This is a genomic window from Conexibacter stalactiti (assembly GCF_033542075.1).
Classification (GTDB): domain Bacteria; phylum Actinomycetota; class Thermoleophilia; order Solirubrobacterales; family Solirubrobacteraceae; genus Conexibacter; species Conexibacter stalactiti.
The window spans coordinates 1-14,888 of sequence record NZ_JAWSTH010000136.1; the positions used below are offsets into that span (position 1 = coordinate 1).

The 14,888-nt window shown below is 73.5% G+C and carries 14 protein-coding genes and 1 riboswitch; of the genes, 8 read left to right on the top strand and 6 right to left on the bottom strand.

The window, feature by feature from the left end; genetic code table 11:
* From R7226_RS28650 to R7226_RS28660, 3 genes are all read right to left on the bottom strand, one after another.
* On the bottom strand, positions 1-856 hold an 856-nt coding region (locus tag R7226_RS28650), incomplete at its 3' end, for a gamma-glutamyltransferase (protein WP_318600886.1).
* Entirely contained in the window at positions 853-1,503 is a 651-nt protein-coding gene (locus R7226_RS28655; protein WP_318600887.1) for a cyclase family protein, read from the bottom strand. The genes R7226_RS28655 and R7226_RS28650, both read right to left, overlap by 4 nt.
* Positions 1,504-1,539: 36 nt before the next feature.
* Positions 1,540-2,556 carry a phosphotriesterase family protein gene (locus R7226_RS28660; RefSeq protein ID WP_318600888.1) on the bottom strand — a complete coding sequence of 339 codons (1,017 nt, stop codon included), beginning with the start codon at positions 2,554-2,556 and terminating at the stop codon, positions 1,540-1,542.
* An 89-nt stretch (positions 2,557-2,645) separates the two neighbouring features.
* On the opposite strand from R7226_RS28660, the gene R7226_RS28665 reads away from it, so the two are divergent.
* The 6 genes from R7226_RS28665 (at position 2,646) to R7226_RS28690 (ending at position 9,493) form a co-directional block, all read left to right on the top strand.
* Entirely contained in the window at positions 2,646-3,662 is a 1,017-nt protein-coding gene (locus R7226_RS28665) for a phosphotriesterase family protein (protein WP_318600889.1), read from the top strand.
* 90 nt (positions 3,663-3,752) lie between these two features.
* On the top strand, positions 3,753-5,081 hold the full coding sequence (locus tag R7226_RS28670) for a Rieske 2Fe-2S domain-containing protein (RefSeq protein ID WP_318600890.1): 1,329 nt from the start codon (positions 3,753-3,755) through the stop codon (positions 5,079-5,081).
* Complete coding sequence (locus tag R7226_RS28675) at positions 5,068-6,561, top strand: glutamine synthetase family protein (RefSeq protein ID WP_318600891.1); 1,494 nt, start codon at positions 5,068-5,070, stop codon at positions 6,559-6,561. The genes R7226_RS28670 and R7226_RS28675 overlap by 14 nt, the downstream gene beginning before the upstream one ends.
* A 13-nt stretch (positions 6,562-6,574) precedes the next feature.
* Complete coding sequence (locus tag R7226_RS28680; protein ID WP_318600892.1) at positions 6,575-7,873, top strand: cyclase family protein; 1,299 nt, start codon at positions 6,575-6,577, stop codon at positions 7,871-7,873.
* Positions 7,873-8,139, top strand: coding sequence for a 4Fe-4S dicluster domain-containing protein (locus R7226_RS28685; protein WP_318600893.1), 267 nt, complete (start codon positions 7,873-7,875; stop codon positions 8,137-8,139). Before R7226_RS28680 ends, R7226_RS28685 begins: the two co-directional genes overlap by 1 nt.
* 10 nt (positions 8,140-8,149) lie before the next feature.
* Complete coding sequence (locus R7226_RS28690) at positions 8,150-9,493, top strand: FAD-dependent oxidoreductase (RefSeq protein ID WP_318600894.1); 1,344 nt, start codon at positions 8,150-8,152, stop codon at positions 9,491-9,493.
* On the opposite strand, the gene R7226_RS28695 is transcribed toward R7226_RS28690, so the two are convergent.
* The 3 genes from R7226_RS28695 to bluB all read right to left on the bottom strand — a co-directional run bounded on the left by R7226_RS28695 (position 9,490) and on the right by bluB (position 13,657).
* On the bottom strand, positions 9,490-10,869 hold the full coding sequence (locus tag R7226_RS28695; RefSeq protein ID WP_318600895.1) for a glutamate decarboxylase: 1,380 nt from the start codon (positions 10,867-10,869) through the stop codon (positions 9,490-9,492). The genes R7226_RS28690 and R7226_RS28695 overlap by 4 nt on opposite strands.
* A gap of 122 nt (positions 10,870-10,991) precedes the next feature.
* Positions 10,992-11,786: an adenosylcobinamide-GDP ribazoletransferase gene (gene cobS / locus R7226_RS28700; RefSeq protein WP_318600897.1), complete on the bottom strand. Its 795-nt coding sequence runs from the start codon at positions 11,784-11,786 to the stop codon at positions 10,992-10,994.
* Positions 11,783-13,657, bottom strand: coding sequence for a 5,6-dimethylbenzimidazole synthase (gene bluB / locus R7226_RS28705; protein ID WP_318600898.1), 1,875 nt, complete (start codon positions 13,655-13,657; stop codon positions 11,783-11,785). Before bluB ends, cobS begins: the two co-directional genes overlap by 4 nt.
* Positions 13,658-13,730: 73 nt before the next feature.
* A riboswitch (cobalamin riboswitch) is annotated at positions 13,731-13,857 on the top strand.
* Positions 13,858-13,932: 75 nt separating this feature from the next.
* On the opposite strand from bluB, the gene R7226_RS28710 reads away from it, so the two are divergent.
* On the top strand, positions 13,933-14,613 hold the full coding sequence (locus R7226_RS28710; protein ID WP_318600899.1) for a histidine phosphatase family protein: 681 nt from the start codon (positions 13,933-13,935) through the stop codon (positions 14,611-14,613).
* Positions 14,610-14,888 (top strand): cobalamin biosynthesis protein (locus tag R7226_RS28715; RefSeq protein WP_318600900.1); only part of this gene is annotated, 279 nt, incomplete at its 3' end. The genes R7226_RS28710 and R7226_RS28715, both read left to right, overlap by 4 nt.

Genomic DNA, 14,888 nt, shown 5'->3' on the forward strand with positions numbered 1-14,888 from the left:
CGCGGGCGGCCGAGGCGGCGCGGGCGCGGTCGAGGGAGAGGCGCGCGGCCGCGCCCGCACCCGCCGCGGCGCGCGCGCTCGCGTCGATCTGCGCGAGCATCGCCAGCAGCGTCGCGCCCTGCGTCGGCGGCGGCGCGACGTGCCAGGTGGCGCCGAGCGCGGTCGCGGTCAGCGGCTCGGTCAGCTCGGCTGCGTGGGCGGCGAGGTCGTCGAGCCGCATCGCGCTGCCGGCCTGCTCCAGCCCGGCCGCGAGCGCGGCGCCGATCGCGCCGCCGTACAACGCGGCGGGACCGCCGTCGGCGATCGCGTCGAGCGTGTCGGCGAGGCGCGGCTGCAGGAGCGGGTGGCCCTCGCTCAGCGGCGTGCCGCCGGGGGAGAAGACCTCGCGCAGGCCGGGGTCGGCGGCGATCCCGTCGGCGCGGTAGCCGATCGCCCAGGCGAGGCCGGAGGAGACCGGCGAGCCGTCGCGCGCGAGCGTCGCGGCGCGGCGGACGTGCGCGGCGAGCGGCAGCGCGGCGCCCTTGTCGAGGACCGCCTCCCAGCCGGCGAGCACGCCGGGAACGGTGACGGGGTGCGGGCCGGCGCTCGGCATCCGCTCGCCGGCCGCGCGCAGCGCGTCGACGTCGACCCGCCGCGGCGCGGCGCCGCACGAGACGATCGCCTGCACGGCACCGTCCGGCTCGCGCACGAGCGCGACGAGGTCGCCGCCGAGCGAGCACTGATGCGGGTAGACGACGGCGAGCGCCGTCGCCGCGGCGACGGCGAGGTCGAGCGCGTTGCCGCCCTCGGCCCACGCCGCGCGAGCCGCTTCGACGGCGGCGGGGTGGGGCGCCGCGATGCTCGCGGTGCGCGTCACGCCGCTTCCACCAGTCCCTCGATCAGCACCGCCCGCGCCGGCGCGGCCTCGCTGCCGACCAGCTTGACCGGCAGCGCCGCGAGCGTGTACTCGCCGGCCTCGACCGCCGACAGGTCGACGACCTCAAGGATGCAGACGCCCGCGGGGCAGAGGATGTTGTGGACCGGCCAGCCGGTCTCGCCGGCCGGCGAGTCGATCGTCAGGTAGTCGATCGCGACCAGTCTGACGCCGCGCTCGAGCAGCAGCTCGGCCGCGGCGGCGTCGATCCCGACCCACGGCGACTTGACCGTCTCGCGCAGCGCGCCGGTCGAGTTGCGCGTTCTCAGCAGCACGCGCTCGTCGTCGCCGAGGCCCGCTCTCAGCAGGTCGTCGGCGCCGACCTCGCTGCCCTCGACGAAGGTCAGGTCGAGCACGCGCGCGGGGCCGACCATCAGCTCGACCGGCAGCTGCTCGATCGTCGCCATCCCGTCGCGGAAGTGGGCCGGCGCGTCGAGGTGGGTGCCGGTGTGCGAGCCGATCAGCCAGCGGCTGACGTTGCCGTCGTCGCCATTGGCGATCGACTCGACCATCGTCTTCTCGGGCTGGCGCCCGTAGTGGAGCATCCCAGGGCCGACGGGGACCGAGATGTCATGGAGCGTGATCGGCATGAGTGGATCCTACAGTAATCGGATTGGATCCAAAAGTCAGCGATCGAGCAAACGTCGCGGTGTCTCGACGAGGATCGCCTTCAACGTCGCCTCGTCGGCGCCGCAGTAGTCGGTCAGTGCGGGCGCGATGCGGCGGAAGAGGTGCTCGTAGCCGTAGCCGCCCATGTGCAGCAGGTTGGCCTGCGCCCACGTGTCGCAGGCGATCACGAGCTGTCTCCCGTATCCCTCCGACAGCAGCCACGTCGCCATGTCGAGCCGCTCGACGTCGCTGGGGTTGCGCACGCCTGGGCCTCTGTAGAGGAAGTCGGAGCCGAAGGTGTCGTATTCGAGGATCGCGCCGGTCTGCGCGACGGCCGCGTGGTAGGCGCGGTCGAGCACCTCGTCCATGTGGCTCAAGATGATCCGGTCGGCCGGCATCCCCTCGGCCAGCAGCGCCTCGACGACGGCGAGCCCGTCCTGGCCGCGCCAGGAGAGGTGGACGTTGACCGCGGCGCCCGATTCGGCGCCGGCGCGGCCGGCGGCGCGCAGGACGCGCCATTCGGCGTCGGTCGGCGGGTTGTTGGTGCCGATCTCGCCGATCAGGGCGGGGCGGATGCCGCTCTCGCCGATGCCGTGCTCCAGCTCGTGCAGCAGTTCGGCGGCGAGCGTGTCGACGTCGGCGCCGCGGACGCGCTCGGGCTGCAGCTCCTCGACGTACCAGCCGCAGCCGACGAGGATGTGGACGCCGCTCTCGCGTGAGATCCGCGGCAGCTCCTCCAGGCGGCGGCCCATCCCCTCCAGCGTCAGCTCGACGATCGCGCTGCCGCCCGCTCTGTGGACGGCGCGCAGCTCCGCGATCGCGACCTCGGGGTCGTGCAGGACCAGGTTCTCGGGGACCGAGAGCGCGTTCCAGCGCAGGTAGCCGAGCATCCCGGGATGGAGCGTGTCGTGCGCGGGGACCGGGTCGGTCGGCTCCTTCGCCCAGACGCTGAGGTTGCTGAGGATGTGCTCGTGCATCGACGTCGGGCCCAGCTCGGCCGGCTCGATCGCTCCCAGCACGGTGTGGATCGCCATCTGAGTTTGGATCCTTCCTAGGTTGTTTTGGATCCCGTCTGGCCGTAGCCTACCGCGTGCTGATCACGGCGACGAGAGGAACGCTTGGCATGTTGAACACGGTGCAGTCGGTGACGGGTCCGATCGGTCCGGACGACGTGGGGCTGGCGCTGCCGCACGAGCACGTCTTCATCAACATGTCGCCGACCGAGCCGCGTGACGGCTACATGACCGTCTGGGAGGAGCGCAAGGCCGACATCGAGCGCTTCCGCGACGCCGGCGGGCGGACGCTGCTCGACGTCACCAATGGCGAGCTGAGCAACTGGGCGGCGCCGGTCTACTTCGAGCGCGACCCGGTGCGCCAGCTGCAGAACCCCGTCACCGGCTCGCGCTCGGTCGCGAACGTGCTGGCGACGAAGGCGATGGCGGAGGAGACCGGCGTCACCGTCGTGCTCGGCACCGGTCACTACTTCGAGCACTACATGGACGTCGACTGGGTCGATCGCACCTTCACCGAGCAGTTCGCCGAGTACCTGATCGCCGACCTCGAGGAGGGCATCCCCGGCTGCGGCGGGGTGCGCGCCGGCTTCGTCGGCGAGGTCGCCTCGGACCTGCCGTACGTGACCGCGCGCGAGGAGCGCTCCTTCCGCGCCTCCGGTCGCGCCGCCGCGCGCGCCGGCGTGATGGTCTCCACGCACGCGCCGACCTTCCCGACGGCCGAGATCCAGATCGACGTCCTGCAGCAGGAGGGCGTCGCGCCGGAGCGGATCGTGATCGGCCACACCGACACGGTCAAGTCGCTCGACTACTCGATCGACCTGCTCAAGCGCGGTGTCTACATCGAGTACGACTGCATGATGGCCGTGAAGGCGGGCGGCGCCGTCAACGCGGCCGAGCTGGGGCGGCGGGTCGACTACCTGCGCGCGCTGGTCGAGCTGGGCTACGCCGAGCGGATCCTGCTGTCGCAGGACGTCAGCCAGCGCTCCCACCAGCACGCCTTCGGCGGCCCCGGCCTGACGTTCGTCTTCGAGGAGTTCGCGCAGGCCGCGCTGGCGGCGGGGATCGAGCAGGAGGTGCTGACGATGATCAGCACCGACAACGTCCGGCGGGCGCTGTTCGGGGAATGACGCGCCTGTCGTCCGCCTCGACGCCCGCATCCGCATCCGGTAGGGTTGGATCCATGAGGATGAGTTTGGGATCCAGAACGGAGGCGCGGCGTGCTCTCGCGTGAAGACAACGAGAAGCTGACCCAGACCGATCCGGGCACGCCCTGCGGCGGCCTGATGCGGGCCTACTGGCAGCCGGCGGCGCTCGTCGCCGAGCTGGACGAGAGACGGCCCGTCAAGCCGGTCCGGCTGCTCGGCGAGGACCTCGTGCTGTTCCGCAAGGGCGACGGCTCCTACGGCCTGATCGGCCGCTGGTGCGCCCACCGCGGCGTCGACCTCGCCTACGGCCGGCTGGAGGAGTGCGGCATGCGCTGCCTCTACCACGGCTGGCTCTACGACAGCGAGGGCAGATGCATCGAGCAGCCGGCTGAGCCCGAGCACAGCCGCTTCCACACGAAGATCAGACACGCGTCCTACCCGGTGCAGGAGCGCAACGGGATCGTCTTCGCCTACCTCGGCGGCGGCGACCCGCCGCCGTTCCCCGACTACGACTGCTTCATCGCGCCCGACGCCTACACCTTCGCGTTCAAGGGCCTGTGGGACTGCAACTGGCTGCAGGGCGTCGAGGGCGGGATCGACCCCAGCCACGTCTCCTTCCTGCACCGCTTCCTCGACGAGGACCCGCGCGAGACCTACGGCCAGCAGTTCGCCGAGCTGGTCGAGGGGACCGACAGAACGCTCTCAGCGCTCGTCGGCGAGAACTTCCGCCCCGACATCGAGGTCGAGAACACGGAGTACGGCCTGCGCGTCTTCGCCGTGCGCGAGCTGAACGAGCAGATCCGCCACGTGCGGATCACGAACCTGATGTTCCCCAACGCCTTCGTCGTCCCGTTCGGCAACTCGAAGGTCTTCGCGCAGTGGCACGTCCCGATCGACGACCACACGCACTACTGGTACATGATCCTCTACGACTTCGCCGAGCAGACCGACAAGGAGACGCTCTGGCAGCAGCGGATCACCGAGGTCACGCAGCCCGACTTCCGCCCGATCCGCAACCGCGGCAACAACTGGGGCTTCGACGCGACCGAGCAGGCGACGCTCACCTACACCGGGATGGGCCTCGACATCAACGTCCACGACCAGTGGGCGGTCGAGTCGATGGGGCCGATCCAGGACCGCAGCGTCGAGAGACTGGGCGTCTCCGACCGCGCCGTCACCGCCAACCGCCGTCTGCTGCTGCGCGCGATCGACGACTTCGACGCCGGCAAGCCGACGCCGGGCCGCGCGATCGACCCCGAGAGCGCCGCCGCGCTGACCGGGCCGCTCGCGTTCGACACGATCGCGCGCGCGGAGAGCTGGCAGGAGGGCTGGCGCGAGGGCGAGGCGAGACGCCGCGAGCGCTCGCCGTGGGCGGGGAGCGGGTCGCGTGCCGCCGTCTGACCACGTCCTCGACCTGCTCGGCACCGGCCCCGGCCGCGGCGCCGGCTTCATCGAGCGCCACAACCTCTGGGGCGACGCGCAGTACGCCGCCGCCGCGCAGGCGCAGCGCGTCATCGACGAGCGCGGGATCGAGCTGGTGCGGCTCTCCTTCCCCGACCAGCACGGCCTGCTGCGCGGCAAGACGCTGACGCGCGAGGCGTTCGCCTCCGCGCTGCGCGGCGGCACGACCGCGCCCTCGACGCTCGTCGTCAAGGACACCGCCTGCAAGACGATCTACTCCGTCTTCGAGGAGGGCGGCGGCGTCGGCATGGAGGAGATGGAGGGGGCCGGCGACATGCTGCTGATCCCCGACCCGACGACCTTCCGCGTGCTGCCGTGGGCGCCGCGCACCGCCTGGGTGCTGTGCGACATCCACTTCCCCGACGGCCGCGCGGTCCCGTACTCGACGCGCCACCTGCTGAAGAACCAGCTCGACGACCTCGCGCTGCGCGGCTACGACCTCGTCGTCGGGCTCGAGATCGAGTTCCACGTCTTCAAGGCCGACGGCGCGCCGTTGACCCACGCCGACGTCGGCCAGCCGGGCTCGCCGCCGGAGGTCGGACCGGTCAGCCGCGGCTACCAGCTGCTGCTGGAGGACGCGATCGATCCGCTCGACGACGTCGTGCAGTTCCTGCGCGACGGGCTCGTCGCGCTCGGGCTGCCGCTGCTGTCGATCGAGCACGAGTTCGGCCCGTCGCAACTGGAGCTGACGTTCGCGCCGCAGCGGGCGCTGAAGGCTGCCGACGACATGGTCCTCTGCCGCAGCGCGGTCAAGCAGCTCTGCCGTCGCCACGGCTACCACGCGACCTTCATGTGCCGCCCGGCCTTCCCCGACCTCGCCTCCAGCGGCTGGCATCTGCACCAGTCGCTGCGCGGGCTCGCCGACGGCGAGAACGCCTTCATGGCGCCGGCCGGATCGGGCGAGCGGCTGTCGGAGATGGGGCGCCGCTACCTCGCCGGCCTGCTGACGCACGCGCGCGCCGCGGCGGTCTTCACGACCCCGACGATCAACGGCTACAAGCGCTACCGGCCGCTGTCGCTGGCGCCTGACCGGATCGTCTGGGGCGAGGACAACAAGGGCGCGATGGTGCGCGTCGTCGGCGGCCCGGGCGACCGCGCGACGCGGTTGGAGAACCGCTCCGGCGAGCCGGCCGCCAACCCCTACCTCTACATCGGCTCCCAGCTGGTCAGCGGCCTCGACGGCGTCGACCGCGAGCTGGAGCCGCCGGCGCCGACCGCCGACCCCTACCGCGTGCAGGCGCAGCAACTGCCGCGCTCGCTGATGGAGGCGCTCGCGGAGCTGCGCGGCGACGCCGCCTTCGCTGAGCGCTTCGGCCAGTCGTTCGTCGACTACGTGATCGCGCTCAAGCAGTTCGAGGTCGACCGCTATCTCGCGGCGGTCAGCGACTGGGAGCAGCGCGAGTACTTCCAGCTCTTCTGAGGACGGAGTCCCCATGATCGATGTGTCCCTGCCCGTTCACCCGGCGATGCTCCACGGCGGCCCGCGGCCGGTCAAGACGATGGTCGAGACGATCGCCGGCGGCGACGCGGCCGACGTCTCACGCTGGCTGCTGAGCGCCCACGCCGGCACGCACGTCGAGGCGCCGCTGCATCTGCGCGACGGCGCCGACGCGATCGAGGCGCTGCCGCTCGACCTGCTCGTCGGGCCGGCGACGGTGCTCGACCTGACCGCTGTCACGGGTGAGATCGACGCGGCGGATCTGGTGGCTTTGCTGGGGGACGGCGGCGCGCCGGAGCGGCTGCTGCTGAAGACGACCAACTCGGCCGGGCCGCTGCAGGAGTCCGACAAGGCCGACGAGTGGGTCGGTCTCGCGCCCGACGCCGCGGCGCTGCTGGTGGAGCGCGGGGTGCGCGTGCTCGGCGTCGACTACCTGACGGTCGAGTCGCCGGCGCGCGAGGCGACCTTCGACGCCCACGCCGTGTTGAACGGCGCCGACGTCGTCGTGATCGAGTCGGTCGATCTGCGCGCGGTGTCGGCCGGCGAGCACGAGCTGATCTGCCTGCCGCTGAAGCTGCGCGGCGCCGAGGCGGCGCCGGCGCGAGTGGTGCTGGTGCCGGCGAGCGGCGGGGCGGCGGGCGCGGGTGCGCCGATCGACATCTCGGTGGAGGTCGCGCCGGAGATGCTGCACTGGGGCCGCAGCCCGGAGGTGACGGTCGTCGAGTCGCTCGCGGGCGGCAACAACTGCAACGTCACGCGCTGGCTGATGGGCTCGCACACGGGGACTCACCTCGACGCGCCCGCGCACTACATCGCGGGCGGCGCGACGATCGACGCGATCGCGCTCGACGTCTTCGCCGGACCGGCGCGCGTGCTCGACCTCAGCGGCGTCGAGGGCGACGTGACGGCCGCCGACCTGGAAGCCGCCGGCCTCGGTCACGGCGACGAGCGCGTGCTGCTGCGCACCGCCAACTCGGCCTCGGCCGACGGCGCCTTGCGCGCCGCGGAGAAGCCCGCGACGTGGACCGGCCTCGCGCCCGACGGCGCGCGGCTGCTGGTCGACCGCGGCGTGCGGCTGGTCGGGATCGACTTCCTCACGATCGACGGCCCGACCCGCACCGACCGCTGGGAGTCCCACCACGTGCTCTGCGGCGCCGGCGTCGTGATCCTCGAATGCGCCGACCTGCTCGACGTCGCCGACGGCCACTACGAGCTGGTCGCGCTGCCGATCCCGCTGCGCGGCTCCGAGGCCGCGCCCGGCCGCGCCTTCCTGCGCCCCCTGGGAGGCGACTGATGGCGTACGTGATCGCGGAGCCGTGCATCGGCCAGAAGGACGGCTCCTGCGTCGAGGTCTGCCCCGTCGACTGCATCCAGCCGCTGAAGGAGGACGCTGACTGGGCCTCGGTCGAGCAGCTCTACATCGACCCGACCGAGTGCATCGACTGCAACGCGTGCACCGAGTCGTGCCCGGTCAACGCGCCCTTCCCCGACGACCAGCTGCCGGAGAGATGGTCGGCCTTCGCGCAGCTCAACGCCGACTTCTTCGCTGGTCGTGGGTGAGGGTTCCGCCTTGCGCGCCGCGGTCGTGGGCGCGGGGCCGTCGGGCTTCTACGCCGCCGGCGAGCTGAGCGCGGCCGGCTTCGAGGTCGACCTCTATGACGCGCTGCCGACGCCGTTCGGGCTCGTGCGCGCCGGCGTCGCGCCCGACCATCCGAAGATCAAGGCCGTCACGCGCGTCTACGACAAGATCGCCAGACGGCCCGGCGTGCGCTTCTTCGGCGGCGTCGAGGTCGGCCGCGACGTGACCGTCGCCGAGCTGGCCGAGCGCTACGCGGCGGTCGTCTACGCCGTCGGCACGCCGGACGCGAACGCGCTCGGGATCCCCGGCGAGGACGGGCCCGGCTCGCATGCGGCGACCGAGTTCGTTGGCTGGTACAACGGCCACCCGGCGCACACCGCACACGACTTCCCGCTGCAGGTCGAGCGCGCGGTCGTGATCGGCAACGGCAACGTCGCGCTCGACGTCGCGCGGATGCTCGTGCTGGAGCCGGAGGAGCTGTCTGCGACCGACACCACCGACCACGCGTTGGCGGCGCTGGCGCGCGCGCAGGTGCGCGAGGTCGTCGTGCTCGGCCGCCGCGGGCCGCTCGAGGCCGCCTTCACGAACCCGGAGCTGCTGGAGCTGGGTTCGCTCGCGCGCGCCGAGCCGGTCGTCGCCGCTGACGATCTGGCGTTCGACGCGGCGGCCGCGGCCGCCTTCGCTGCCGAGCAGGCCGATCCCGGCTCAGCGGTGCCGCGGCGGATCGAGATCCTGCGCGAATACGCGGCGCTGGGGACACGGGGCGCCTCACACCGGGTCGTCCTGAGATTTCTGCGCACGCCGCTGGCGGTGGAGCGGGATGCGGACGGCGCGGTGAGCGGCCTGCGCGTCGCGGTCAACCGACGCGTGGCCGGTACGGACGGCGGCGCCGCGCGGTTCGAGCCGACGGGCGCGGAGGAGACGATCCCCTGCGGCCTCGTGCTGCGCGCGATCGGCTACCGTGGCCGCCCGCTCGACGGGCTGCCGTTCGTGCCGGCGCGCGGGCTGGTCGCCAACGACGCCGGTCGCGTCGCGCCCGGCACCTATGTGACCGGCTGGGTCAAGCGCGGCCCCAGCGGCGTGATCGGCACCAACAAGCAGTGCGCGAACGAGACGGTCGCGCGCGTGCTGGAGGATCGCGAGGCGGGCTTGCTGTGGGCGCGCGCCGACTCCGACGCGATCGAGCGCTGGCTGCGCGAGCGCGTCCCGGCCGTCGTCTCGTGGGACGGCTGGAACGCGATCGACCTGCACGAGAGAGCGGCCGGGGAGCCGCACGGACGTCCCCGGATCAAGCTCGTGGAGGTCGAGGAGATGGTGCGGCGGGCCGCCTCCTAATAGCCATGGCCTCTGTGGACTCTCTTGTGCACGTGGTGGCCGGCTGCCCTTCTGCGCAGGTCGGCGATCGAGGCGGAGATGTCGTCGGCGAGCGCGTCAGCCAGCTCGCGTGACTGGTTGACCTTCACGAGGATGCGGATGATCTGCTGGTCGTCGTTGTCGGGCGGCAGCTGGTAGGCGGGCACCATCCAGGCGCGCCGCTGGGCCAGCTCGGCGACGAGGTCGGTGCCGGTGAAGTCCTCGTCCGATCGCACTCTCGCGATCACGAGCGGCAGCCGCGGCTCGCCGCCGACCAGCTCGAGCGCGTCCTCGGCCGCCAGCCGCTCCGTCAGCGCGTCGGAGTTTCTGTCCATCGCGCGCACGAGCGAGGCGTAGCCCTGGCGCCCGTAGCGGACGAAGTTGTAGTACTGCGCGAGGATGAAGGCGGAGCTGCCGGAGAAGTTGAGCGTGAAGGTCGCGTCGCGCTCGCCGAGGTAGTCCTCGTAGAAGACGAGCTGCTCGGGCAGCTGGTTCTCGTCGCGGAAGACAAGCCAGCCGACGCCGGGGTAGACGAGCCCGAACTTGTGGCCGGAGACGTTGATCGACTTGACCGTGTCGAGGCGGAAGTCCCACTCGAACTCGGGGTGGCTGAAGGGGAAGACGAAGCCGCCGGAGGCCGCGTCGACGTGCATCGGCACGTCGAGCCCTCTCGTGCTGGCGAGGTGTCTCAGCATCGCGTCGATCCCGGCGACGTCGTCGCACTCGCCGGTGAAGGTCGTGCCGACGACGGCGACGACCCCGATCGTGTTCTCGTCGATCTGCGGCGCGAGGTCGTCGGGGCCGACGGTGTAGCGCCCTCTCGGAAGGTTGACCTGGCGCGGCTCGACGTCGAAGTAGCGGCAGAACTTGTCCCACACGACGTGCACGTCGGCGCCGTAGACGAGGTTGGGCTTGTCGACCGGCTTGCCGGCCTTCTCGCGCGCGTTCTTCCAGCGCCACTTCATCGCCAGCGCGCCGAGCATCACGGCCTCGGAGGAGCCGGCGGTCGCGGTCCCGGGCACCTCCGGGCAGTGCACGCCGTGGAAGAGGTGGTGGAGCATCCGCACGCAGCGGTTGGCGATCTCGGCCGTGCGCGGATACTCGGCGTGGTCGATCCAGTTGCGGTGGAGGTTGTTCTCGATGACGTAGCGGGCCTCGGGCTCCATGTACGTCGTCACGAACGTCGCGAGGTTCTTCGCGGGGTCGCCGTCGAGCAGCATCTCCGACTCCAGCACCGACAAGGCCACGCGCGGGTCGCGGCTGTGCTCGGGCATCTCTCGCACGGGCGCCGGCTGCGTGAAGTAGCGCTCGGCGAAGGTCAGGTCTCTGCCGTCGGGCTGCTGCTCGTCGATGGCCATGCGCAGTGCTCCTCGATCCGGGTGGTTGCGCGACGCTATCAGCGGGCCGCCGTGGCGGTGGGGAGCGTGGCGCCTGCGCGCAGCCTCGGCACGGAGAACCTCCGCGTTTCGCGGCGGGCGCTTCAGGTCCAGGCGGCGGCGAGCGCGAGCAGGACGGCGACCTCGGTCAGCGCGACGGTCGCGCCGAGCGTGTCGCCCGTGCGGCCGCCGAGCGTGCGGCGTGACCAGGCGGTGACGGCGGCGGTCGCGAGCGCGGCGGCGGCGAGCGCGAGCAGCGTGTCGGCCAGGTCGCGGGTGACGAGGGCGGTCGCGACGGCGGCGGTCGCGATCCCGGCGGCGAGCGCGGCGGTGGGGACGGTGAAGCCGGCGCCGAGCCCGTCGCGGCGGGCCGGCGGGGTGACGGTCGCGTGCGCGAGGGCGGCGGCGCGGCCGAGGCTCGCGGCGGCGATCAGCGCGGTGAGGACGTCGGCGTTCGTGAGCGGCGCCAGCGTCGTGAAGGCGAGCAGCCCCCAGCCGAGCAGCGCCAGCATCCCGAAGGTGCCGATCGCCGAGTCGCGCATCACCGCGAGGCGGCGCTCGCGATCGCCGCGCACGCCGAGCCCGTCGGCGCAGTCGGCGAGGCCGTCCTGGTGCAGTGCGCCGGTCGCCGCGACGAGCGCGATCAACGCCAGCACGGTGGCGGGGCCGGCGCCGACGAGCGATTCGGCGGCGGCGCGGACGCCGCCCGCGAACGCCCCGATCGCGACCCCGACGAGTGGGAACCAGCCGGCCGCGCGGCGCATGCTGCCACCGGCGAAGGCGCGTTCGGGGAGGGGGAGGAGCGTGAGGAAGGAGATCGCCAGCGCGGCGTCGCCGAGGGTGCGGCGGGCTGGGCCGGTGGCCGCCGCCGCTTTGGGCGGCGCGTCGGCCTCGCTCATCGCGGCCCGTCGATGCTGGCCTCGGCGAACGTGCCCATCTCGCGGTGGAGCGCGCCGGCGGAGGCGATCACCGGCAGCGCCAGCAGCGCGCCGGATGCCTCGCCGAGCCGCAGTCGCAGGTCGAGCAGCGGCTCCAGCCCCAGCTCCGCGAGCACGAGCGCGTGGCCCGGTTCGGCGGAGCGGTGCGAGGCGATCAGCGACTCCGCGACGGCGGGGTCGAGCCCGACCGCGGCCAGCGCCGCGGTCGCGACCGCGTAGCCGTCGAGGATCACCGGCAGCCGTCGCCGCGCCGCCTCGGCGGTGGCGCCCGCGAGCACCGCCAGCTCGAGGCCGCCGACTTCGAGGAGGGCGGTGCGGGGGTCGAGCCGCCGGGCGGCGTCGCTGGCGCGGGCGGCATCGGCCGGCGCGGAATCGGCCGGCGCGGAATCGGCCGGCGCGGCTTCTACGGGAGCGACGCCCACGGCCGCGGCCCGCGCCAGCGCCGCGTCGACGACCGCGCGCTTTCGCTCCAGGCCGGCGGCGTCGAGGCCGGTGCCGCGGCCGACGGTCACGGCGGCGCCGGCACCGAGCAGCGCTCCTGCGAGCGCGGCGGTCGTGGCGGTGTTGCCGATCCCGATCTCGCCGAGCGCGAGGCAGTCGACCCCTTGGTCGGCGAGCTCGCCTGCGAGCGCGGCGCCGAGCGCGAGCGCCGCGTCGAGCTGCGCCTCGGTCAGCGCGGGCGCGGCCGTCATGTCGGCGGTGCCGGACGCGAGCTTGGCGGCACGGACACCCTCCGGCGTCGGCGCGACCAGTCCCACGTCGGCGATCAGCAGCTCGTGGCCGTCGCGCCGGGCGAGCACGCCGACGGCGCTCTGCCCGCGCGCGGCCGCACCCGCCACCTGCGCCGAGACGGCGGCGTCGAACAGCGACGTGCCGTGGACGACATGGCCATGGTCGGCGGCCGCGACGAGCACGCCGGCGCGCGGGCGCGACGGCGGCGGCGCGCCGGTGATCGACGCCCACCGCTCGATCAGCGTCTCCAGTGCGCCGAGCGAGCCGGTCGGCTTCGCGAGCTGGTCGGAGCGGTCGCGGGCCGCGATCGCGGCCGCTCGGTCCGGCGCGGCTTGCGCAATTGCGGGCGCGGCTTGCGCGGATGGCGGCGCGGACTCCTGCCACCGCTCCTCCATCACGACGTCCGCGAGCGGCATGCGCGACGACCACCCCGCCGCTTCGAGGCCGGGGCGGACGGGGCGCTCGTCGGGCCAGCCGACGCAGAGCCACGCCATCGGGTCGACGCGCGCGGGGATCTCAAGCAGCGAGCGCAGGTCGTCGGGGCGGTAGAAGGAGACCCAGCCGATCCCGAGCCCTTCGGCGCGCGCCGCCAGCCACAGGTTCTCGATCGCACACGCGGCGCTGTAGACGTCGGTCTCCGGGATCGTGCCGCGGCCGAGCACCTCGGCGCCGGGCTCGCCGTGGTCGCAGCAGACGCAGATCCCCAGCGGCGCCTCGACGATCCCCTCGATCTTCTGGTCGAGGAAGTGGCTCGTGCGGTCGGGGAACTTGCCGGCCTGGCGCAGCCGCTCGCGCTGGGCCAGGCGCCGCAGCGCCAGCTTCGTCTCCAGCTCGCGCACGACGATCAGCCGCCACGGCTGCATCAGCCCGACCGACGGCGCCTGGTGAGCGGCGGCGAGGATCCGCTCAAGGGCGTCCTCGGGGACCGGGTCGGGGCGGAAGCGGCGGATGTCGCGCCGGCCGGCGATCACGCGGTAGACGCTCGCGCGCTCGGCCTCGGGGAAGCGCCACCCGGTCGGGTCGGCGGCGCGCTCGGCGGCGCGCGAGGGGTCGAAGCCGGCCGGCGTCGCCGGGCGCGGAGGGCGCGGGTCGCTGCTCACGGCTCGACAGCCTAGACCTGTCCGTGCACAGGAGTCACGCCTCGCCGCAACGGTCGCCGCAACGACGGACGCAACGTCCCAGGCGGTACGATGCGCCGCGTCAGCGTGGCGGTGCGAGGAACCCGGTTCGAATCCGGGACGGTCGCGCCACTGTGTCCGGTCTCAACCGCCGGAAGTCAGGAACTCAACCGCCGCAATCCTTCCACGGTCGGGACGCTGGATCCCGAGGAGGTCTCGTCGATGCACCGCACGTCTCCGTCACCGCCGTCCGGTCGGTGCGCCCACGCGCCCGCCCGTCGCGTGCCGGCGTCGTGAAGCGGCTGCTGCTCGTGCGTCACGCCGCGACGAGCGCGACCCGCGCCGCCGCCTTCCCCGCCGACGAGCCGATCGAGGAGGGGGCCGGCGCGTTGGCCGCCGGGCTCGCTGGACTGGCCGAGCGCGGCCGGAGCACCGGCGGCGGGGCCGACGATCCGGCGCCCCGGATCGACCTGCTCGCCAGCCCCGCGCTGCGCTGTGCCCAGACGGCCGCCGCCGCGGAGCTGACGCCGCGGGTCGACGCGCGGCTGGCCGAGTGCGACTTCGGCGCATGGGCCGGCCGCTCGCTCGCCGATCTGCATGCCGAGGATCCCTCCGCGGTCGGCATGTGGATGGGCGATCCCGACGCCGCGCCGCACGGCGGCGAGAGCCTGCGCGCCTTCGCCGCGCGCGTCGCCGGCTGGCTCGACGAGCAGGCATCCGACGACGGCGCGACGCTCGCGATCACCCACGGCGGCGTCGTGAAAGCGGCGCTCGTGCACGCGCTCGGCGCTCCGCTCGACGCCTTCTGGCGCATCGACGTCGCCCCGCTCGCCGTCACCGAGCTGCATGCCCACGACGGCCGCTGGACGATCACACGCACGAACTGCCCGCTGGAGCTGGCGGGAAGACACCCCAATGTGGTGGAGGCTGTGGCGTGACCGGCTCTGCGCTCGCCGCCGGCTGGGCGGTCGACCTCGCGCTCGGCGACCCGCGCCGCTTTCATCCGGTCGCCGGCTTCGGCCGTGTCGCGCTCGCGCTGGAGCGGCGGATCCACGCGCCGAGCCGGCTGCGCGGCGCGCTCTTCACGACGTTGCTCGTCGGCGGGGCGGCGCTCGCTGCCGAGACGGGTGCGCGTGGGGCCGAGCGCCTCGTCGCGCGCGGCGCCTCGCGCGCCGAGGGCAGCGCCGCCCGGCCGCGGTTCGCACGGCCCGGC

What these genes read in the sequence shown, in the direction of transcription:
- R7226_RS28665 (WP_318600889.1), top strand. Translation starts at nt 2,646, where the DNA reads ATGTTGAACACGGTGCAGTCGGTGACGGGTCCGATCGGTCCGGACGAC.
- R7226_RS28695 (WP_318600895.1), bottom strand. Translation starts at nt 10,869, where the DNA reads ATGGCCATCGACGAGCAGCAGCCCGACGGCAGAGACCTGACCTTCGCC.
- cobS (WP_318600897.1), bottom strand. Translation starts at nt 11,786, where the DNA reads ATGAGCGAGGCCGACGCGCCGCCCAAAGCGGCGGCGGCCACCGGCCCA.
- R7226_RS28680 (WP_318600892.1), top strand. Translation starts at nt 6,575, where the DNA reads ATGATCGATGTGTCCCTGCCCGTTCACCCGGCGATGCTCCACGGCGGC.
- R7226_RS28660 (WP_318600888.1), bottom strand. Translation starts at nt 2,556, where the DNA reads ATGGCGATCCACACCGTGCTGGGAGCGATCGAGCCGGCCGAGCTGGGC.
- R7226_RS28655 (WP_318600887.1), bottom strand. Translation starts at nt 1,503, where the DNA reads ATGCCGATCACGCTCCATGACATCTCGGTCCCCGTCGGCCCTGGGATG.
- R7226_RS28685 (WP_318600893.1), top strand. Translation starts at nt 7,873, where the DNA reads ATGGCGTACGTGATCGCGGAGCCGTGCATCGGCCAGAAGGACGGCTCC.